This is a genomic window from Paracoccus contaminans (genome assembly GCF_002105555.1).
Classification (GTDB): Bacteria; Pseudomonadota; Alphaproteobacteria; order Rhodobacterales; family Rhodobacteraceae; genus Paracoccus; species Paracoccus contaminans.
This window is the reverse complement of the sequence record NZ_CP020612.1, coordinates 1,748,951-1,766,826: the sequence shown is the minus strand read 5'-3', so window position 1 is coordinate 1,766,826 and position 17,876 is coordinate 1,748,951. Positions and strand designations below refer to the sequence as shown.

Here is a 17,876-nt window from a genome sequence, read left to right as displayed (position 1 = left end):
CGAAACGCCGGACGGTCAGGGCAGCCAGGACCAGGGCGGCAAGGATCAGCGCGGCCGTCATCCCCCTCAGACCCCCGTCGAGCCGAAGCCGCCGCTGCGCCCTGAGCGGCCCGAGAACGCCTCGACCAGGTCAAAGACCGGCCGGACCACGGGAATGAACAGCAGCTGCGCGATGCGCTCGCCCGGACGGATGGTGATCGGATCGCCCCCCGGCGGGTTGCGGTTCAGCGCGCTGATGCGGATCTCGTCCATGTAATCGGCGTCGATCAGCCCGGCGCCATTGCCCATCACCAGACCCGCGCGATGCCCCAGCCCCGACCGGGGCAGCACCAGCGCCGCAAGATGGGGGTCGGCCATGTGCAGCGCCATCCCCGACCCGATCAGCACCGCCGGCCCGCCCGCCGCCAGCACCAGCGGCCCATCAAGGCAGGCATGCAGATCCACCGCCGCCGCGCCGGCCGTCTGAAAGGCGGGGCCGCCCCAGCCCGGCAGGCGCGGATCGAGGATCCTCAGTTGAATGCGGGGGGCCAGCGTCGTCGGGTTCATCGGGGAGCTTTCTGCGGCAGTTCCTGGCAAGGGGACTTAGCGGGCGCGGGCGCCAAGGTCACGCGCTCGTTCCGCGGGGGCGGGCCGCGCGGCTTGCCGCGGGCGCGGCGCGGGCTTAGAAACCGGCCGATCAGCCGCCCGCGAAAAGGGGGACCGCCATGACCCATCCCAGACCCGTCGTCCTGTGCATCCTTGATGGGTGGGGCATTTCGGACCGGCCCGAGCAGAGCGCCCCCGACATGGCGAGAACGCCGAATTATGACCGGCTGCGCGGCGCATGCCCCAATGCCACGCTGACCACCTTTGGCCCGGATGCGGGGCTGCCGCGCGGGCAGATGGGCAATTCCGAGGTCGGCCACACCAATATCGGGGCCGGGCGCGTGGTGGCCATGGATCTAGGCCAGATCGACCTGGCCATCGAGGACCGCAGCTTCTTTGCGAACGAACAGATCGCCGCCTTTGCCCGCCGCCTGCGCGAAAGCGGCGGGACCGCGCATCTGATGGGCGTCGTCTCGAACGGCGGCGTGCATGGTCATCTGGCCCATGTCATCGCCGCCGCGCAGGCGATCGCGGGCCAGGGCGTGCCGGTGGTGATCCACGCCATCACCGACGGGCGCGACGTGCCGCCGCAATCGGCCCACGGCTTCGTGACCGAACTTGCCGGCGCGCTGCCGGCGGGCGCGCGCATTGGCACCGTGATCGGGCGCTATTACGCCATGGACCGCGACAACCGCTGGGACCGTGTGCAACGCGCCTGGGCGGCGATGGTCCGCGCCGAGGGGCTGCCCGCCGCCAGCGCCGAGGCGGCGGTCGTGGACAGCTATGCCCGCGCCGAGACGGACGAGTTCATCCAGCCCCATGTCGTCGCCGGCTATGCCGGCGCGCGGGACGGGGACGGGTTCTTCTGCCTCAACTTCCGGGCCGACCGGGCGCGCGAGATCATGGCCGCCCTGGCCGATCCCGCCTTTGACGCCTTTGACGTATCCGGCCGGCCGGCCTGGACGGGGGTGCTGGGCATGGTGGACTATTCGGCCCGCCACGACGAATACATGGCGGCGGCCTATCCCAAGCGGCAGGTGGTGAACACGCTGGGCGCCTGGGTCGCGGCGCATGGCCTGCGCCAGTTCCGCCTGGCCGAGACCGAGAAATATCCCCATGTCACCTTCTTCCTGAACGGCGGCAAGGAAACGCCCGAGCCGGGCGAGGACCGATTCATGCCCGCCAGCCCCCGGGTGGCGACCTATGACCTTGCCCCGGAAATGGCGGCGGCCGAGGTGACGGCCAGGCTGGTCGAGGCGATCGGCGCGGGCTATGACCTGATCGTGGTCAATTTCGCCAATCCCGACATGGTCGGCCACACCGGCAGCCTGCCGGCCGCGATCCGCGCCTGCGAGGCGGTGGACCGGGGCCTTGGCGCGATGCTGGCGGCGCTGGACAGCGCGGGGGGCGCGGCCGTCGTCATCGCCGATCACGGCAATTGCGAGACGATGGTGGACCCGGTGACGGGCGGGCCGCACACCGCCCATACCACCAATCCGGTGCCGGTGATCGTCGCGGGGGGGCCGCCCGGCGCGCGGCTGCGGCAGGGCGGCCGGCTTGCCGATGTGGCGCCCACGGTGCTGGACCTGATGGGCCTGCCGCTGCCGCCCGAAATGACGGGGCGCAGCCTGATCGAACGGCCTGCCGCGTGACGCTTGCCGGCCGCCTTTGCCGAACGGCGATGCTGCTGGTCCTGTCGCTGGGGCCGGCGCCTGCATCGGCGCAGACGCTTGTCACCGAAAACGGGCGCAAGGCCGTCACCACCGCCGCTGGCGCCGACGCCGCCGCCGGTGACGAGGACGCGCAGATCCCGGCCAATGCCGCCGCCGCCGATGCGGCCGCCGCGGCCGCTTCGCTGCGCCAGGCGATCGGGCAGCTTGACCAGGCGCTGACGGCGGATGATCAGGTCATGGCGCTGGGCGAGGTGATCCGGGCCTATGAACGCGGCCAGGCGGCGCTGCGGGGCAGCCTGCGCCGCGCCGCCCTGCGCGAGGCGCAGGTCCGGGCCGAGTTCGAGCAGCGCCGCGACCGCCTGGCCCGCGTGATCGGGGTCATGGCCTCGATGGGACAGTCGCCCGAGACGCTTATGCTGCTGCATCCCGCCGGCCCGACCGCCACGGCCCAGTCGGGCATGGTGCTGTCGGCCGTTGCCCCTGCCCTGCGGGCCGAGGCCGATACGCTCAGGACCGGGCTGGACGAGATCGCCACGGTGCGCCGGATCGAACAGTCGGCCGCCGACACGCTGGCCCAGGGCGTCCAGCGCGTGCAGGAGGCGCGCCGGCTGCTGGTATCGGCCGTGACCGATCGCTCGACCACGCCGACGCGCTTTGCCGCCGATCCGGCCGAACTGACCGCGCTGCTCAGATCGGCCGACACGCTTGACGGCTTTGCCGACGGGATCGGCCAGATGGAACAGGATATCGGCGCCCCCACCGCCGATTTCGAGGCCGCGCAGGGCAGCCTTGCCCTGCCTGCGGTGGGCGAGCTGATGCTGCGCCCCGGCGAGGCGGATGCGCGGGGCGTCAAGCGCCCCGGCATCATGCTGGCCACCGGGCCGGGCGCGCTGGTCACGGCGCCCTGGCCTGCGACGATCCGCTATCGCGGCCCGCTGCTGGATTACGGCAACGTGATGATCGTCGAGCCGGAGCGGGGCTATCTGCTGGTGCTGGCCGGGCTGGGGCAGGTGTTCGGGGCGACCGGCGACGTGGTTGCGGCGGGCGAGCCGCTTGCCATCATGGGGGGCGACGAGGGCGCCGCAGCCGAGTTCGGCGCCGCCTTTGTCGAGGCGGCGGCGGGCGGCCGCCCGGCCCCGCCGGCGCAGCAGCTTTACATCGAATTGCGGCGGGGCAAGGAAACGCTGGACCCGACCGAATGGTTCGTGATGAATCCGGTCATCGGTCCCGAAACGGACCCCCCAGCAGATACCGACAAGGCGGATGGCAGCGCCACCGCGCAGAAACAGCAGGTCAGGACCACCGAATGAAACGTTACATCATGGCCGGCATCGGCGGCACGCTGGCCGGGCTTGTGCTCACCACCCAGCTTGCCGGCCCGCTGCTGGCCCAGGACGACGGCAAGGATTCCTCGGTCTATGACCAGCTCGACCTGTTCGGCAACGTGTTCGAGCGTGTCCAGCAGGACTATGTCGAGGAAGTCGACGCCAAGACGCTGATCGAGGCGGCCATCAACGGGATGCTGACCTCGCTGGACCCCCATTCCTCGTTCCTGGCCAAGAACGACTATCAGGACATGCAGGAACAGACCCGCGGCAGCTTTGGCGGGCTGGGGATCGAGGTCGGGCAGGAGGACGGGCTGGTCAAGGTCATCTCGCCGATGGACGACACGCCCGCGGCCAAGGCGGGGATCAAGCCCGGCGATTTCATCAGCCATGTCAACGGCGAATCGCTGATGGGCCTGTCGCTGGACGAGGCGGTGGACAAGATGCGCGGCGCGATCGGGTCCGAGGTCACCGTGACGATCCTGCGCAAGGGCGAAAAGGAGCCCTTCGACGTCAAGATGACGCGCGAGACGATCAAGCTGACCGTCGTCAAGTCGCGGGTCGAGGGCCATGCCGTCGTGCTGCGCATCGCGACCTTCAACGACGAAACCTATGACGCGCTCAAGACGCAGCTGGAACAGTCGGTCAAGGATGCGGGCGGCATCGCCAAGGTGACCGGCTTTGTCATCGACCTGCGCAACAACCCCGGCGGCCTGCTGGAACAGGCGATCAAGGTTTCGGATGCGTTCCTCGACCGGGGCGAGATCACCTCGACGCGCGGGCGCAACCCCGAGGACAACGATCGCTGGAACGCGACGGCCGGCGATCTGGCGCAAGGCAAGCCGATGGTGGTTCTGATCAACGGCGGCTCGGCCAGCGCATCGGAAATCGTCACCGGCGCGCTGCAGGATCACCGCCGGGCCATCGTCGTGGGCACCAAATCCTTTGGCAAGGGATCGGTCCAGACCGTGGTGCCGGTGACATCGGACAGCGCGATCCGCCTGACCACGGCGCGCTATTACACGCCCTCGGGCCGGTCGATCCAGGCGCTGGGGATCAACCCCGACATCATCGTCCAGCAGCCGCCCGCCAAGCCTGCTGACGCCGATGCCGAGGACAAGCCGAAAAGCGCGTCGAACTTTTCCACCTCGGAAAGCGACCTGCGCGGGGCGCTGAACAATGACGCCGTGACCGACGAGGAAAAGCGCCAGATCGAGGAAGAGGCCCGCCAGGTCGAGGCGACCGCCAAGCTGCGCGACGAGGATTACCAGCTGGCCTATGCCGTGGATATCCTCAAGGGGCTGGCCGCGGTCGATTTCTCGGCCGCTGACGTGGCCGAGGCGGCAAAACCGGCGGTGACGGGACAGGACGCGACCTCGAACGCCGCCAGGGAAGGCGCAAGCCCGTCTGGCGCGGGCGATCCGGCCGACAGCCAGCCCGCCGAGGAAGGCAAGGCCGCGCCGGGCGATGCGCGCCCCGCGCGGCCCGGCCCGGCCGACAAGCCCGCCCCCGCCCACCGGAACCCCCGGCCATGATCGGGGAACACGCGCCGGCCGGCGATCTCGGCCCGGCCGGGCTGCCCTATCGCCCCTGCGCGGGCGTGGTGCTGGTCAACCATCAGGGGCGCATCTTTGCCGGCCACCGCATCGACAACCCGGCCGATGCCTGGCAGATGCCGCAGGGCGGCATCGACGAGGGCGAGGCGCCCCGCGCCGCCGCCCTGCGCGAGCTGTTCGAGGAAACCGGCATCCCCGCCGCGCTGTGCGAGATCGTGGCCGAGGCGCCGGACTGGCTGCGCTATGACCTGCCGCCCGAGCTGGTGGGCAAGATGTGGAAGGGCCGCTTTGGCGGACAGATCCAGAAATGGTATCTGGTGCGCTTTACCGGCACGGATGACCAGATCGACATCGCCACCCAGCATCCCGAATTTGACGCCTGGCGCTGGATGACCCCGGCCGAGATCGCGGCCAGGATCGTGCCTTTCAAGCGGGCGGTGTATGATCAGGTCTTTGCCGCCTTCCGCGACCATCTGGCGGCGGACTGAGCGGACGCGGCCCGCCCTGATGGCGGGCCGGCTGGCAAGCAGGGCCGCCCCAAGAAGCGGCGATACCTGAACGGACACCGCCTGCCGGGCGCCTGTTTCCCGGCGGGGATGCATGGCCAGGACAGCGGCGGCGCCCCTGCCCCGCTGCGCCCCACTTGCGGCGCGGCGCATCCTTGTCCAAGAAACCGCCCGCGGGCGGGGCTGGCCGCCCGGCCAGCACGAGGACCGCAGCGATTGGATCAGCCTGTCACCCCCTTTGATTTCGGCCGGATGTTCCTGGGCGACGCCCCGGTGCTGTTCTATGCAGAAATCCTTGTCCGGACGGTTCTCATCTATGGCTACACCCTGCTGCTGATCCGGTGGATCGGCGGGCGGTCGGTGGCGCAGCTGTCGATGGTGGACACGCTGCTGGTGATCGCGCTCGGCTCGGCGGTGGGGGATGCGACCTTCTACGACGACGTGCCCCTGCTGCACGCCATGCTGGTCATCACGGTGATCGTCGGGATGAACAAGCTGATCGACACGCTGAACGAACGCTCATCCCGGTTCAAGCACATCATCGACGGGCGGACCGTGGCCATCGTGTCCGAGGGCCGCATCCTGCCCGAAGGGCTGGCGCACCGCGATCTCAGCGCGCTGGAGGTGCAGGCCATGCTGCGCAGCGCAGGCATCTCGAATCTGGGCGAGGTCGAGGCGGCCTATCTTGAGGCCGGCGGCGGGCTGTCGGTCTTTCGCCGCGCCCTGCCCCTGCCCGGCCTGTCGCTTGTCCCCGCCTATGGCGTTCTGCCCCGCAGCCTGCGCCAGGACCGCCCGCCCCCCCGGGGCGAGACTGCCTGCTGCATCTGGTGCGGGGCCATCCACCGCGTGCATGGCGACGTGCCCTGCCCCGATTGCGGCAAGCGCAGCTGGACCGAACCGGCCATCCCCCGCCCGCGTCCGGGCGCATCGGACTGACGGCCGGACTTGCCAAACCCGGCGCGATCCACCATCCCCCCGATGGGGCGCAAGAGCGATGGGGCTGGCCGCATGACGCATCAGGTCTATACGCTGCTGGTCCAGGTCGGGCGCAGTCAGGGCGACGGTCTGCCCGAGGGTTCGACCGGCGCGGCGCTGGTCTGCTATGCCTCGGGCAAGGACCAGGACGAGGCGGTGCGCGAGACGGTGGCCCTGCTCAAGCAGGCCGATCTTTCCCCGCTCGAGGTGCAGGGCTATGGCAGTCTCGATGAGCGGCTTGCCGAAGGCCAGACCATCGAGGACGAGGAGCGCGCCCTGATGCAGCGCGCGCTGGACGAAAACAGCGTCGTCGTGGCGCAGATCGAGCCGCTTTCCGACGAGGGCTGACCCGCGCCGCTCAGCCCAGATGGCCGCGCCGGACCAGCACCCACAGGATCACCGCCCCCAGCACCATCAGGCCCAGCATGACCGCTGCCGCGATGTTGCTTGCCGTGTTCGCCCAGCGCCGGCCCGATCCCAGGGGCCGCAGATAGCGCACCAGTTCGGCATGATCGCGCAGCGCCGGTTCGCGGTCGATCTGCCGCGCGATCCGGGGCGCACGCGCCTCGCGCTGGGCTTCGGCCAGGCGGCGCGCTGCCTTGCGATGACGGCGCGGCAGCGCCCCGCCCCGGCGGCGCAGCATCGTTTCAAGATCGGGCCGTGCCCCGCGCCGGGCGCCGCCGAACCGCTGGACCATCAGCTGCGCAATCTCGTCGGCAAGCGCCTGAACATCCGCATCGGCCATGTTCACCCCCTCTGGCACAGGGCAAGATTAGGCGTAATGATGAGCGCCCGCCAGCCGCCGCGCCCAAGGAGCTCCGCCATGAAGCTGTCCACCACCGTCACCGGAACGCCGACCCCCGGCCTGCCCCCTGTCGTGCTGGTCCATGGCCTGTTCGGGCAGGGGCGGAACCTGGGGGTGATCGCCCGCGCGCTGGCCGATTCGCGGCAGGTCGTGTCGCTGGACCTGCGCAACCATGGCGATTCGCCCTGGTCGGACGAACATGATTATGACGCGCTGGCCGGCGACGTGGCCGAGGTGATCGCCGACCATGGGGGCCAGGCGGATGTGGTCGGCCATTCGATGGGGGGCAAGACTGCCCTCTGGCTGGCGCTGACCCGGCCGGCGATGCTGCGCCGCCTTGTGGTGCTCGACATCGCGCCGGTGGCCTATGGCCACAGCCAGGCCGACATGATCGACGCGATGGAGGGGGTGGATTTCGCCTCCTGCGCCTCGCGGGGTCAGGCCGATCAGGCCCTGGCCGCAACGGTCGAGGATCACAGCGTCCGCGCCTTCCTGCTGCAGTCGCTTGATCTGAAGGCCAGCCCGCCGCGGTGGCGGATGAACCTGGGGGCGCTGCGGGCGCAGATGGACAGGCTGACGGGCTTTCCCGAACCGGGCGAGCGGCGCTTTGACGGCGCGGCGCTGGTGCTGGCCGGGGGCGACAGCGACTATGTCGGCCCCGAGGGCGAGGCGGCCTTTCACCAGCTGTTCCCGCAGGCCGAGATCCGCCGCATCGCCGGCACGGGGCACTGGCTGCATGCCGAAAGGCCCGCCGAGGTGGCGGGCCTGATCGCTGATTTCCTGGGCTGAGGGCGCGCCCTCAGTTCGGCCGGGCCGGGGGCACGTGGCGTTCGGGGCTGACCGGCACCATCACCCGCCGGATCAGCCGGTCCTTGAGGATCAGCTGGTGATACAGCGCGCCCAGCACATGCAGGCCGATCAGCACCAGCAGAACGGTGGTCAGCACCTCATGCACCTCGCCGAAATCGCGGCTGGGGAGCAGATAGGCGGCCAGCCCCGTGATCGGCAGGGCAAAGAACGCGGCATAGAGCGCGTAATGCGTCAGATGCGCCAGCTTTCGATCCCACGAGGGCGAGGCCGGGCTGTCCGGCGGCACCCCGCGCATCGCCCGCACGATCAGCCGCACAAGGCCGAGGCCAAGCACGGTGGCGCCGCCAACAAAGTGCCAGACGGCATTGCCCATCTCGGGGCGCGCAGCGTCCGGGTTGGCGGTGGAGCGAATGAGGGCGCGGAAGAACTCGCCCATCCAGTCGCCGGTGAGGAACTGCGACAGGATCAGCAGGGCGATGGCCCAGTGCAGGGCGATCTGGATGCCGGTGTAGCCGAGGGGGGCTTGGGAGGAAGAGGTGGGGGTGCGCATGGGGAAACCTTTGCGACGGGGTGTGGCCCTCAACCCGCGACCGTCCCGGGCGTTCCCGCCTTAGGTGGCACAGTTGGCGCAGAGGCGCGTGTCGGGCAGCAGTTCTAGCCGCTTTTCGGCGATCTTCTTGCCGCACTGGACGCATTCGCCGTATTCCCCCGCCTCGATCCGGGCCAGCGCCGCGTCGCCCGGATCGCGGCGGCTGGTCACCGAGGTCGCGCGGTTGCGCGAGGCTGTGTGGTTCACGCGGGGGGTCACTGCGAGATTGGCGACCCGCGGTGGGACCCGCGGTGGAAATGGCCCACCGCCCCGTAGGGTGCGTGTTCACACGCAAAACCGCGAGTGCGACCGGCTTAGGTGCGTGCGGGGATGCACCCCTACGCCTGCTTTGGATAGGCTGGGGTGTTTATGACATCCACGAAAGGTCGGTGTCCGTGTCTTGGATCATGCATTTTACAAAGAACACTGACAGAACTATCAGACCTTACGGAAATTCGATGGTAGGGGCTGAGTGTTTCCTGTACCTTTTTGCAGAAACTAACTGAAGTCTCGAATTCTGTCTCGGGATGCCAGTTTTTACTTTCCAATAACCTTGCAAGGCTTCCCCGATGCAGATAATCTCCGGCGCCGCCATGAGCCCTAAGAAGCTCAGTTTTAGTAAGATAGGAGCCCTTCAATGTATATACAACCGTCTGTGGAGAATTTGATTGATCTATGTCAATAGCTTCCGGAAAGTATCTGGAATTGATTTTGTCCAGCTTGCTCATTATATTGCTGGCTCTCCACTGAGAAATATCACTCTTTGTCAGCTCAGAGAATTCGTCATGAACTGCTAAGCATCCAATTGCGATTATCTCGCATATCTTCCTGATTTGGAGTTGACACAGTTCATATAGAAAAAGCTTAGGCTGGACTTCATCCCGCGCTAATGCATATACGAGATCGACGCGCTCTTTTAGCTCTCCCATAAGGTTGGCATATATTTGAAGATTTCTGTTTGAGGGGCCCGGTAGCTTCATATTTCTTCGTAAACCAGGGTTATTCACCCATCCATCTTCAACGCCGAGATAAACGCGCTCTGCGGAATCTCCACCTTCCCGAACTGGCGCATCTTCTTCTTGCCGGCCTTCTGCTTTTCCAGCAGCTTCTTCTTGCGCGTGGCATCCCCGCCATAGCACTTGGCGGTGACGTCCTTGCGCAGCGCGGCCAGCGTCTCGCGCGCGATCACGCGGCCGCCGATGGCCGCCTGGATCGGGATCTTGAACATGTGGCGGGGGATCAGCTCTTTCAGCTTTTCCACCATCACCCGGCCGCGCGCCTCGGCCCGATCGCGGTGGACCATGATCGACAGGGCGTCCACCGGCTCGTCGTTCACGAGGATCGACATCTTGACCAAGTAATCCTCGCGGTATTCCGAAATCTGGTAATCAAAGGACGCATAGCCCTTGGTCACCGATTTCAGCCGGTCATAGAAATCGAACACCACCTCGGCCAGCGGCAGGTCATAGACGACCATGGCGCGGCTGCCGGCATAGGTCAGGTCAAGCTGGATGCCGCGGCGGTCCTGGCACAGTTTCAGCACGTCGCCCAGATATTCGTCGGGGACCATGATGGTCGCCTTGATGCGCGGCTCCTCGATATGATCGACCAGCGTCAGGTCGGGCATGTCGGCGGGGTTGTGCAGGTCGCGCACCTCACCGTCGCGCATGTGCAGCTTGAACACCACGCTGGGCGCGGTGGTGATCAGGTCCAGGTCGTATTCGCGTTCCAGCCGGTCGCGGATCACCTCAAGATGCAGCAGCCCGAGGAAGCCGCAGCGGAAGCCGAAGCCGAGGGCGGCCGAGGTCTCCATCTCATAGCTGAAGCTGGCGTCGTTCAGCGCCAGCTTCTCGATGGCGTCGCGCAAGGCGTCGAAATCATTGGCGTCCACCGGGAACAGCCCGCAGAACACCACCGGCTGCGCGGGCTTGAAGCCGGGCAGCGGCGTGTCGGTGCCCTTGCGTTCGTGGGTGATGGTGTCGCCGACGCGGGTGTCGCGCACCTGCTTGATGGATGCGGTGAACACGCCGATCTCGCCCGGCCCCAGTTCCGCGATGTCCACCATCTGCGGGGTCAGCACGGCCAGCTTGTCGATGCCATAAACCGCGCCGGTCTGCATCATCTTCACGCGGTCGCCCTTGCGGATGACGCCGTCCATGACGCGGATCATCACGACGACGCCCAGATAGGCGTCATACCAGCTGTCCACCAGCATCGCCTTGAGCGGGGCATCACGCTGGCCGGTGGGGGCCGGCAGGCGGGTGACGATCGCTTCCAGCACGTCGGGGATGCCAAGGCCCGTCTTGGCCGAGATCAGCACCGCGTCGGATGCGTCGATGCCGATCACGTCCTCGATGTTCTCCTTGACCCGTTCGGGTTCGGCCGCGGGCAGGTCGATCTTGTTCAGCACGGGCACGATCTCGTGCCCCGCGTCGATGGCCTGATAGACATTGGCCAGCGTCTGCGCCTCGACGCCCTGGGACGCGTCCACGACCAGCAGCGAGCCTTCGACGGCGCGCATCGAGCGCGACACCTCATAGGCGAAGTCCACGTGGCCGGGGGTGTCGATCAGGTTGAGCGTATAGGTCTTGCCGTCCTTGGCCGGATAGCTGATGCGGACGGTGTTGGCCTTGATGGTGATGCCGCGCTCGCGCTCGATATCCATGCTGTCGAGCAGCTGTTCCTTCATGTCGCGGTCGGCGACCGTGCCGGTCGACTGGATCAGCCGGTCGGCAAGGGTGGATTTTCCGTGGTCGATATGCGCCACGATCGAGAAATTGCGGATGAGGGAAAGCTCGGTCATGGCCGGGCTATACAGGGGCGCGCGGGTTGCGGAAAGGGGTCAGGCGCGGCCCCTTGCGCGCCGGAATTCGCGCCACATGGCAAAGCCGCCGGCCCCGACGATGACCCCCGCCCCGGCCAGTGTCAGCGGATCGGGCCTTTCGGCAAAGACTGCGACGGCCAGGGTCAGGGCGAACAGCAGGCGGGTATAGCGGAAGGGGGCGACGGCCGACGCCTCGCCCGCGCGGGTGGCGCGGACCATCATCGCATAGCCCAGCACGCCAGACAGGGCCGCGACGGCAAAGCCTGCGGCCCCCGCCCCATCGGGCAGGGCAAACCGCTCGCCCTGCGCGGCAGCCAGCACCAGGCCGCCGGGCACCATCACCCCATAGGCCGATGCCGACAGCAGGTGCGAGCGCACCGCCCGCGGCATCCGCCGCGTCGCCAGATCGCGCAGCGCCAGCCCCGCCACCGCGATCAGCGCCAGCAGCGAGGCGGGCTGGAACCCGGCCGCGCCGGGCCGGACGATCAGCAGGACGCCGGCAAATCCCGCCAGGATCGCCGCCCAGCGCCGCCAGCCGACCCGTTCGCCCAGAAACAGCGCCGCCCCCAGCACCAGCGCCAGCGGCAGCGCCTGCAGGATCGCCGAGGCCGAGGCGAGATCGGACAGCGACAGCGCCGAGACAAAGCACAAGGTGCCCAGCAGCTCGCCCATATTGCGCAGCACCACGACCGGGCGCAGCAGGTCGCGGGTCAGCAGCCGTCCGCCCTGGCGCACCAGCAGCATCCAGAACACCGCCAGCCCGCAGGCCCCGATGACGGCGACGATCTGGCCGGGGCCGATGCCAGCGCCCAGGAACTTGATCGCCGCATCCTCGATCGCGAACATCGCCATGGCCCCGGTCATCCAGCCCGCGGCGCGCAGGTTGCCGCGGTCCGCGCGCGGGGCGGCGATGGAAGGGGTGGTGGCCATGACCGCGGCGATGCTAGAGTCGGCGCGTGTCGTCAAGCCGGAAAGGACAGGCCATGAAGTTCCGCGTCGAGGACATGAGCTGCGGCCATTGCACCGCCGCCATCGAAAAGGCCGTCGCCGAGGCTGGCGGCAGCGCCGCCGCCGATCTGGCCGCCAAGACCGTGACGGTCGAGAATATCGGCGCGGCCCGCGCCGCCGAGGTCATCACCGCCGCCGGCTATACCCCGCAGCCGCTGGACTGACCCGGACCCGCTGCTGACAGCGAACCTGCCCGGCAGGGCAGGCACCCCTTGCAGACCGCCCGCGCGCAAGCGCAGCCCTGCCTGCGCGGGACTGCCGTTGGCCCGCCATGACAGGCGCGGCTCACCCGGCCCCTGCGCCCCAGGATGCCGCCTCGATCCGTTCGATCAGCGCCGGCAGTTCGCCGATCCGTCCCAGCCGGTGAAAGCGAGGGTGGTCCGGGTCGTCCGCATGCTCATGCACCCAGCCCAGCGCCGCGGGGATCAGCACGCCGTGACCGCCGATCTCGATCACCGGCAGCACGTCCGAACGCATCGCATTCCCGGCCATCAGGAAATCCTGCGGCGCAACCTGCGCCCGGCACAGGGCGGCGGCATAGGTTGCCGGGGTCTTGTGCTGCACGATCTCGACCCGGTCGAACGCCTCGGCCAGGCCCGAGCTTGCCAGCTTGCGTTCCTGGTCCAGCACGTCGCCCTTGGTGATCAGGATCAGCCGCCGCCCCTGCAGCCGCGCCAGCGTCTCGGCCACGCCGGGCAGCAGGTGGACGGGATGGCGCAGCATCTCCTGCCCCAGCGCCAGCAGGCGGGCGATCGTCCCGCCCGGAACGGCGTTGCCGGTCAGCTCCAGCGCGGTCTGGATCATCGACAGGGTGAAAGCCTTGACGCCATAGCCGTAGATTTCAAGGTTGCGGATCTGCGTGTCGTGCAGCCGCGCCCGGATCGTTCCGGCCTCGGCATGGTCCGACAGGAGGCGGACGAAATCGTCCTGGGTCAGGTGAAAGAACGCCTCGTTCTCCCACAATGTGTCATCCGCATCGAGACCGATCGTCAGCATGGGCGCCGCCCTAAGGCCCCCGTCTGCCGGGTGCAACCGGCAAGGGACCGATTCGTCCCCTCACGGGGCGCCGATCATCATCTGGTGCACCGCCCGCGCCGGGGCACATCGCCTGCGGATTGCCGCAAAGCCGCCGATTTGCTAACCCGAGGCGAAGCACCAAGGACTGCCGCCAAGGCAGCCGAACCGGGGATGAGGAGCCTGACGCCATGCTGAAACCCGCCGTCGCCGTTGCCGCGGTCCTGCTGACCACGCCTTTTGCCGAGGCCGGCCCGATCGACAATGCCTGCATCCGGTCCGAACGCGGGGCGGCCAACCCGGCCCTGTGCGGCTGTATCCAGCAGGTGGCCGACATGACGCTGTCGCGCGCCGACCAGCGCCGCGCGGCCGGCTTTTTCCGCAACGCGCAGCAGGCGCAGGACGTGCGCATGTCCAAGCGCGACGCCGACAACCAGTTCTGGGCGCGCTACAAGACCTTTGCCGCCACGGCCGAGGCATATTGCGCCCGCTGATGGCGCGGCCTTCGCGCATCGTCGTGCTGACCGGCGCGGGGCTGTCTGCCGAAAGCGGCATTGCCACCTTCCGCGATTCGGGGGGCCTGTGGGAACGCCACCGGGTCGAGGATGTGGCGACGCCGCACGGCTTTGCCCGCGATCCGGGGCTGGTGCTGCGCTTTTACGATGCGCGCCGCGGCGCCGCCGCCGCCGCCCGCCCCAACGCGGCCCATCAGGCGCTGGCCCGGCTGAGCCTTGAGCCAGGCGTCACACTGATCACCCAGAACGTCGATGCCCTGCTGGACGCGGCCGGGGCGCGGGACGTGATCCACATGCACGGCCGGCTGGACAGCGCGCTTTGCGCGGCCTGCGGCCATCGTTGGCCGGCGCCGGCGGTCATGCCGCCTGGCATGGCCTGCCCCCGCTGCGCGGCCCCCAAGGCGCGCCCCGACATCGTGTGGTTCGGCGAGATGCCCTATCACATGGACCGGATCGAAAGGGCGCTGGAAGGGGCAGACCTGTTCGCGGCGATCGGCACATCGGGGCAGGTCTATCCGGCCGCCGGCTTTGTGGACCTGGCGCGCGAGATGGGTGCCGAAACGGTCGAGATGAACATCGAGGCGACGGCGCCGGGACGTTTCGACCGCTTCATCGCCGGTCCAGCCGGCACCACCGTTCCCGCCTGGGTTGACGCGCTGCTTGCCTGACAGCCGGTGCCCCCGCGACGGCTGAAGGCCGGCTTGCCGCTGCACGAATATCGGCCTTTTGCAGCCACGGGCCGCCATGCCCTCGTGGCGGCGCCCACCCTGCCCTGCTGCCCGCGGGTTGGGCCCGCCGGGGGGCGCCGTCACGCTGCTGTGGGTTGATTCGCCGCAGCGGTTTCGCTAGCGGAGTCCGCAAACCGATACGAGGGACCAGGCCATGAACCGCCGCCGGATGCTGATGCTGACCCTGCCGCTGCTGGCCGCGCCCAGTGCCCTGCTGGCCAAGAGCGCGCCTAAGGCGCCCCCCAAGAAGGGCGAGGGTTATGACCCCGCCCCGACCGAGGTGCCGATCCGCGACGGGTTCGAGGTCGGCTCGATCGTCGTGGTGTCGGACGACTATTATCTGTATCACGTCACGGCCCCCGGCCGGGCTGTCCGCTATGGCGTGGCCGTCGGCAAGGACGAGCTGGTGTGGAAGGGGCGCGCGCTGATCGGCCGCAAGGTCGAATGGCCGTCGTGGAAGCCGACGCCCGACATGATCAAGCGCAAGCCCGAACAATACAAGAAATACGAGGACGGCATGCCCGGCGGCCCCACCAACCCGCTGGGCGCGCGGGCGCTGTATCTTTACACCGCCAATGGCAACGACACGGCGATCCGCATTCACGGCACCACCGATCCGGGGTCGATCGGGCGCGCCGTCTCGAACGGCTGCATCCGCATGCGCAACGAGGCGGTGATGTCGCTGTTCGACCAGGTTCCCGTGGGAACGCCGGTCTACGTCTATTGATCCGTGCCGCTGACGACCTTCAGCCCCGCCGCGCTGGGTGATCTGGCGCGGGCGGGGTTCGATGACATCATCGACGCCCGCTCGCCGGCCGAATTCGCCGACGACCACCTGCCCGGCGCGATCAACCTGCCGGTGCTGGACGATGCCCAGCGGGCCGAGGTCGGCACCATCTACCGGCAGGTCGCACCCTTTCAGGCGCGCAAGATCGGCGGCGCGCTGGCGGCGGCGAACATCGCCTCCCATGTCGCCGGCCCGCTGTCGGACCGGAACGGGGGCTGGCGGCCGATGGTCTATTGCTGGCGCGGCGGGCAGCGTTCGGGCTCCTTCGCCACCATCCTTGACCAGATCGGCTGGCGCGTGGCGCGGCTGGATGGCGGGTGGAAGGCATGGCGCGCCCTGGTGGTGCAGCAGGTGGACCAGATCGGCCCGCCTGCGCCGCTGCTGGTGCTGGACGGCAACACCGGCTCGGCCAAGACGGAGATCCTCCACCGTCTTGGCCGCCGGGGGGTGCAGGTCATCGACCTTGAAGGGCTGGCCAACCATCGGGGCAGCCTGTTCGGCGCGATGCCGGGCGGCCAGCCGCCGCAGAAGCTGTTCGAAAGCCGCCTCGCCATGCGGCTGGCCGCGCTGGACCCGCAAAGACCCGTGGTGATCGAGGCGGAAAGCTCGCGCATCGGCGATCTGACCGTGCCGCGCGCCGTCTGGAAAGCGCTGATTACCGCCCCCCGCCTGCGGATCGAGGTTCCGCTGGAGGCGCGCGCCGCCTATACGGCCGCCGCCTATGCCGAGGCAATCGCCCAGCCCGGACGGATGGAGGCGACGGTCGCCCGCCTGGCCGGCCTGCATCCGGCCGAGCGGATCGCCCGCTGGGGCGCGATGACGCGCGAGGCCGACTGGCCGAGGCTGGCAGCCGAACTGATGGCGCAGCATTACGACCCGCGCTATGGCCGGCAGCGGCTGCGCCACGCGGCGCTGGAACGCGCGGTCGTTTCCGTACCCGACCTGTCCGAAGCCGGGCTGGAGGGCGCAAGCGCAGCGGTCGAGGCTGCGATCGCGCGGATTTTTCCCTGAGCCTTTTCCGAGGGCGGCGGGTGCGGGCCGCTCAGGCCCGCATCGGCTCAGTTCGTGGCGCCGTGCCGATGGGCCGCGCCGTCATGGGTCATGGCGCCGTGATCATGGGCTGCGGGATTGTCCATCAGCCCCGCGCCGGCCGCCGGCCCGGCGCTGTTGTCGATCGTCACGGCCACCGGCAGGGTGCCGCAGTCGCCGAAATCGAGCCGCAGATCGACGGCCTGCCCCTGCATGACCGGCGCGCGCGCGCCCATCAGCATGATGTGATCGCCGCCGCGCTTGAGCTCATGCGAGCCGCCGGCCGGGATGGTCAGCCCATCGAGCGGCACCATCTTCATCACCCCGTCCTCCTCGCGGCTGGTATGCAGCGCGGGCCGGTCGAACCCGTCGGCGCCGATCCGTGACAGGGTGCAATCGGCGGGGCCGGCATTGGTGATGGTCATGAAGGCGGCGCCAGCCTCGGGGTTGTTGGACCGGGCATAGGCGCCGCTTGCCGAAAGGGGGGACTGTGCGGCGGGTGCCTCGGCGGCAGCAGGGGCGGCAGCAGCGGCGGCGGCGGCGGGCGGGGCGGCGGGCGCGGTCTGCGCCGATGCCGCCAGCGGCAGAAGGCCGGCCAGGATGGCGGTCAGGATGGGCTTGGACATGGGATGATCTCTCGTTCAGGCATGGGGGTATGATCTGCGGCTGCGGCTGCGGGCCCGGGGCGGCGGCCCCCTCGCCTGCGCTGCAGTGATCCGACGCGCCCCCGGCGTTACCCGCAGATCAGCGGAAAGCCGTTCGAACCGGCCCAGCAGGGCCGGGGCCGAGGGCGGCGGATGATCAAGACCCGCCAGGAAAGCCAGCGCCATGTCGGGGCAAAGCTGCGCCGCCTTGCCACCCGGATCGGCGCTGCCGCCGAGGATCACCGCCCCGCCCGAACACAGCACGGTCGCTGCCGCCGCGTCGGGCAGATGCCCCCGCGCCCGGCCCAGCGCAAGGCTGGTGGCAAGCACAAGGCAGACCAGGGCAAGACGGGTGATCATGGCCATCGCCCGCACCTTAGCGTCCGGCGGACCGGCCGCCAAGACGCCCGGCGGAACGACGAAAAGCCCCGCGCCCGGATACAGGGGCGGGGCCGCATGGAAAGGTCGTTCAGGCGGCCCTGCAGAAAGAACCGGCCCCTTGC

Annotated in this window: 21 protein-coding genes; 12 read left to right on the top strand and 9 right to left on the bottom strand. The window is 69.0% G+C overall.

Annotated features, from left to right (window positions below; genetic code table 11):
• Positions 1–66: 66 nt before the first annotated feature.
• Positions 67–546, bottom strand: a complete 480-nt coding sequence (dut, locus tag B0A89_RS08355; RefSeq protein WP_085377747.1) for a dUTP diphosphatase — start codon at positions 544–546, stop codon at positions 67–69.
• A 158-nt stretch (positions 547–704) separates the two neighbouring features.
• On the opposite strand from dut, the gene gpmI reads away from it, so the two are divergent.
• From gpmI to B0A89_RS08325, 6 genes are all read left to right on the top strand, one after another.
• Positions 705–2,237: a 2,3-bisphosphoglycerate-independent phosphoglycerate mutase gene (gene gpmI, locus B0A89_RS08350; protein WP_085377746.1), complete on the top strand. Its 1,533-nt coding sequence runs from the start codon at positions 705–707 to the stop codon at positions 2,235–2,237.
• Positions 2,234–3,568, top strand: coding sequence for a murein hydrolase activator EnvC family protein (locus B0A89_RS08345; RefSeq protein WP_240558466.1), 1,335 nt, complete (start codon positions 2,234–2,236; stop codon positions 3,566–3,568). Before gpmI ends, B0A89_RS08345 begins: the two co-directional genes overlap by 4 nt.
• The gene (locus tag B0A89_RS08340) at positions 3,565–5,118 is read left to right on the top strand and encodes a S41 family peptidase (RefSeq protein ID WP_085377745.1); all 1,554 of its coding nucleotides are present in this window, start codon (positions 3,565–3,567) and stop codon (positions 5,116–5,118) included. The genes B0A89_RS08345 and B0A89_RS08340 overlap by 4 nt, the downstream gene beginning before the upstream one ends.
• On the top strand, positions 5,115–5,627 hold the full coding sequence (locus tag B0A89_RS08335; RefSeq protein WP_085377744.1) for an RNA pyrophosphohydrolase: 513 nt from the start codon (positions 5,115–5,117) through the stop codon (positions 5,625–5,627). The genes B0A89_RS08340 and B0A89_RS08335 overlap by 4 nt, the downstream gene beginning before the upstream one ends.
• Before the next feature lie 234 nt (positions 5,628–5,861).
• Positions 5,862–6,581, top strand: a complete 720-nt coding sequence (locus B0A89_RS08330; protein ID WP_169712150.1) for a DUF421 domain-containing protein — start codon at positions 5,862–5,864, stop codon at positions 6,579–6,581.
• A 42-nt stretch (positions 6,582–6,623) separates the two neighbouring features.
• Positions 6,624–6,968 carry a hypothetical protein gene (locus B0A89_RS08325; protein WP_240558464.1) on the top strand — a complete coding sequence of 115 codons (345 nt, stop codon included), beginning with the start codon at positions 6,624–6,626 and terminating at the stop codon, positions 6,966–6,968.
• A 10-nt stretch (positions 6,969–6,978) separates the two neighbouring features.
• Here the strand turns inward: B0A89_RS08325 and B0A89_RS08320 are convergent, their stop codons facing one another.
• Positions 6,979–7,365 carry a hypothetical protein gene (locus B0A89_RS08320; RefSeq protein ID WP_085377741.1) on the bottom strand — a complete coding sequence of 129 codons (387 nt, stop codon included), beginning with the start codon at positions 7,363–7,365 and terminating at the stop codon, positions 6,979–6,981.
• A gap of 78 nt (positions 7,366–7,443) precedes the next feature.
• Here B0A89_RS08320 and B0A89_RS08315 point away from each other — a divergent pair, with 78 nt between their 5' ends.
• Positions 7,444–8,214 carry an alpha/beta fold hydrolase gene (locus tag B0A89_RS08315; protein WP_085377740.1) on the top strand — a complete coding sequence of 257 codons (771 nt, stop codon included), beginning with the start codon at positions 7,444–7,446 and terminating at the stop codon, positions 8,212–8,214.
• Between the two features lie 10 nt (positions 8,215–8,224).
• Here B0A89_RS08315 and B0A89_RS08310 read toward each other — a convergent pair whose 3' ends face one another.
• The 4 genes from B0A89_RS08310 to B0A89_RS08295 form a co-directional block, all read right to left on the bottom strand.
• Positions 8,225–8,785 (bottom strand): cytochrome b, encoded by a 561-nt coding sequence (locus B0A89_RS08310; RefSeq protein ID WP_085377739.1) that lies wholly within the window; start codon positions 8,783–8,785, stop codon positions 8,225–8,227.
• A gap of 60 nt (positions 8,786–8,845) precedes the next feature.
• Positions 8,846–9,031 carry a TraR/DksA family transcriptional regulator gene (locus B0A89_RS15160; RefSeq protein ID WP_338045721.1) on the bottom strand — a complete coding sequence of 62 codons (186 nt, stop codon included), beginning with the start codon at positions 9,029–9,031 and terminating at the stop codon, positions 8,846–8,848.
• 796 nt (positions 9,032–9,827) lie between these two features.
• On the bottom strand, positions 9,828–11,627 hold the full coding sequence (gene lepA / locus B0A89_RS08300; protein ID WP_085377737.1) for a translation elongation factor 4: 1,800 nt from the start codon (positions 11,625–11,627) through the stop codon (positions 9,828–9,830).
• Positions 11,628–11,666: 39 nt separating this feature from the next.
• Positions 11,667–12,578 carry a DMT family transporter gene (locus tag B0A89_RS08295; protein ID WP_085377736.1) on the bottom strand — a complete coding sequence of 304 codons (912 nt, stop codon included), beginning with the start codon at positions 12,576–12,578 and terminating at the stop codon, positions 11,667–11,669.
• A 53-nt stretch (positions 12,579–12,631) separates the two neighbouring features.
• On the opposite strand from B0A89_RS08295, the gene B0A89_RS08290 reads away from it, so the two are divergent.
• A complete protein-coding gene (locus tag B0A89_RS08290) occupies positions 12,632–12,820 on the top strand; it encodes a heavy-metal-associated domain-containing protein (protein WP_085377735.1) in 189 nt (62 codons plus the stop codon).
• A gap of 121 nt (positions 12,821–12,941) precedes the next feature.
• Here the strand turns inward: B0A89_RS08290 and B0A89_RS08285 are convergent, their stop codons facing one another.
• A complete protein-coding gene (locus B0A89_RS08285) occupies positions 12,942–13,652 on the bottom strand; it encodes an HAD family hydrolase (protein WP_085377734.1) in 711 nt (236 codons plus the stop codon).
• Between the two features lie 209 nt (positions 13,653–13,861).
• Between B0A89_RS08285 and B0A89_RS08280 the strand changes: the two genes are divergently transcribed.
• From B0A89_RS08280 to mnmH, 4 genes are all read left to right on the top strand, one after another.
• A complete protein-coding gene (locus B0A89_RS08280; protein WP_085377733.1) occupies positions 13,862–14,164 on the top strand; it encodes a hypothetical protein in 303 nt (100 codons plus the stop codon).
• Positions 14,164–14,853, top strand: coding sequence for an NAD-dependent deacylase (locus B0A89_RS08275; RefSeq protein ID WP_085378842.1), 690 nt, complete (start codon positions 14,164–14,166; stop codon positions 14,851–14,853). Before B0A89_RS08280 ends, B0A89_RS08275 begins: the two co-directional genes overlap by 1 nt.
• Before the next feature lie 214 nt (positions 14,854–15,067).
• Positions 15,068–15,640 carry a L,D-transpeptidase gene (locus B0A89_RS08270; RefSeq protein WP_085377732.1) on the top strand — a complete coding sequence of 191 codons (573 nt, stop codon included), beginning with the start codon at positions 15,068–15,070 and terminating at the stop codon, positions 15,638–15,640.
• A gap of 3 nt (positions 15,641–15,643) precedes the next feature.
• The gene (mnmH, locus tag B0A89_RS08265; RefSeq protein ID WP_240558462.1) at positions 15,644–16,711 is read left to right on the top strand and encodes a tRNA 2-selenouridine(34) synthase MnmH; all 1,068 of its coding nucleotides are present in this window, start codon (positions 15,644–15,646) and stop codon (positions 16,709–16,711) included.
• A gap of 47 nt (positions 16,712–16,758) precedes the next feature.
• Here the strand turns inward: mnmH and B0A89_RS08260 are convergent, their stop codons facing one another.
• Together B0A89_RS08260 and B0A89_RS08255 are read right to left on the bottom strand one after the other, a co-directional pair.
• Positions 16,759–17,355, bottom strand: coding sequence for a copper chaperone PCu(A)C (locus tag B0A89_RS08260; RefSeq protein ID WP_085377731.1), 597 nt, complete (start codon positions 17,353–17,355; stop codon positions 16,759–16,761).
• Positions 17,356–17,370: 15 nt separating this feature from the next.
• Positions 17,371–17,739, bottom strand: coding sequence for a hypothetical protein (locus B0A89_RS08255; protein ID WP_085377730.1), 369 nt, complete (start codon positions 17,737–17,739; stop codon positions 17,371–17,373).
• Positions 17,740–17,876: the final 137 nt, after the last annotated feature.

Excerpts from the sequence above, each read along its gene's own strand:
- dut (WP_085377747.1), bottom strand. The coding sequence starts at position 546 with ATGAACCCGACGACGCTGGCCCCCCGCATTCAACTGAGGATCCTCGAT.
- gpmI (WP_085377746.1), top strand. The coding sequence starts at position 705 with ATGACCCATCCCAGACCCGTCGTCCTGTGCATCCTTGATGGGTGGGGC.
- B0A89_RS08340 (WP_085377745.1), top strand. The coding sequence starts at position 3,565 with ATGAAACGTTACATCATGGCCGGCATCGGCGGCACGCTGGCCGGGCTT.
- B0A89_RS08335 (WP_085377744.1), top strand. The coding sequence starts at position 5,115 with ATGATCGGGGAACACGCGCCGGCCGGCGATCTCGGCCCGGCCGGGCTG.
- B0A89_RS08325 (WP_240558464.1), top strand. The coding sequence starts at position 6,624 with ATGGGGCGCAAGAGCGATGGGGCTGGCCGCATGACGCATCAGGTCTAT.
- B0A89_RS08320 (WP_085377741.1), bottom strand. The coding sequence starts at position 7,365 with ATGGCCGATGCGGATGTTCAGGCGCTTGCCGACGAGATTGCGCAGCTG.
- B0A89_RS08315 (WP_085377740.1), top strand. The coding sequence starts at position 7,444 with ATGAAGCTGTCCACCACCGTCACCGGAACGCCGACCCCCGGCCTGCCC.
- B0A89_RS08310 (WP_085377739.1), bottom strand. The coding sequence starts at position 8,785 with ATGCGCACCCCCACCTCTTCCTCCCAAGCCCCCCTCGGCTACACCGGC.
- lepA (WP_085377737.1), bottom strand. The coding sequence starts at position 11,627 with ATGACCGAGCTTTCCCTCATCCGCAATTTCTCGATCGTGGCGCATATC.
- B0A89_RS08295 (WP_085377736.1), bottom strand. The coding sequence starts at position 12,578 with ATGGCCACCACCCCTTCCATCGCCGCCCCGCGCGCGGACCGCGGCAAC.
- B0A89_RS08290 (WP_085377735.1), top strand. The coding sequence starts at position 12,632 with ATGAAGTTCCGCGTCGAGGACATGAGCTGCGGCCATTGCACCGCCGCC.
- B0A89_RS08285 (WP_085377734.1), bottom strand. The coding sequence starts at position 13,652 with ATGCTGACGATCGGTCTCGATGCGGATGACACATTGTGGGAGAACGAG.
- B0A89_RS08280 (WP_085377733.1), top strand. The coding sequence starts at position 13,862 with ATGCTGAAACCCGCCGTCGCCGTTGCCGCGGTCCTGCTGACCACGCCT.
- B0A89_RS08275 (WP_085378842.1), top strand. The coding sequence starts at position 14,164 with ATGGCGCGGCCTTCGCGCATCGTCGTGCTGACCGGCGCGGGGCTGTCT.
- B0A89_RS08270 (WP_085377732.1), top strand. The coding sequence starts at position 15,068 with ATGAACCGCCGCCGGATGCTGATGCTGACCCTGCCGCTGCTGGCCGCG.
- B0A89_RS08260 (WP_085377731.1), bottom strand. The coding sequence starts at position 17,355 with ATGTCCAAGCCCATCCTGACCGCCATCCTGGCCGGCCTTCTGCCGCTG.
- B0A89_RS08255 (WP_085377730.1), bottom strand. The coding sequence starts at position 17,739 with ATGGCCATGATCACCCGTCTTGCCCTGGTCTGCCTTGTGCTTGCCACC.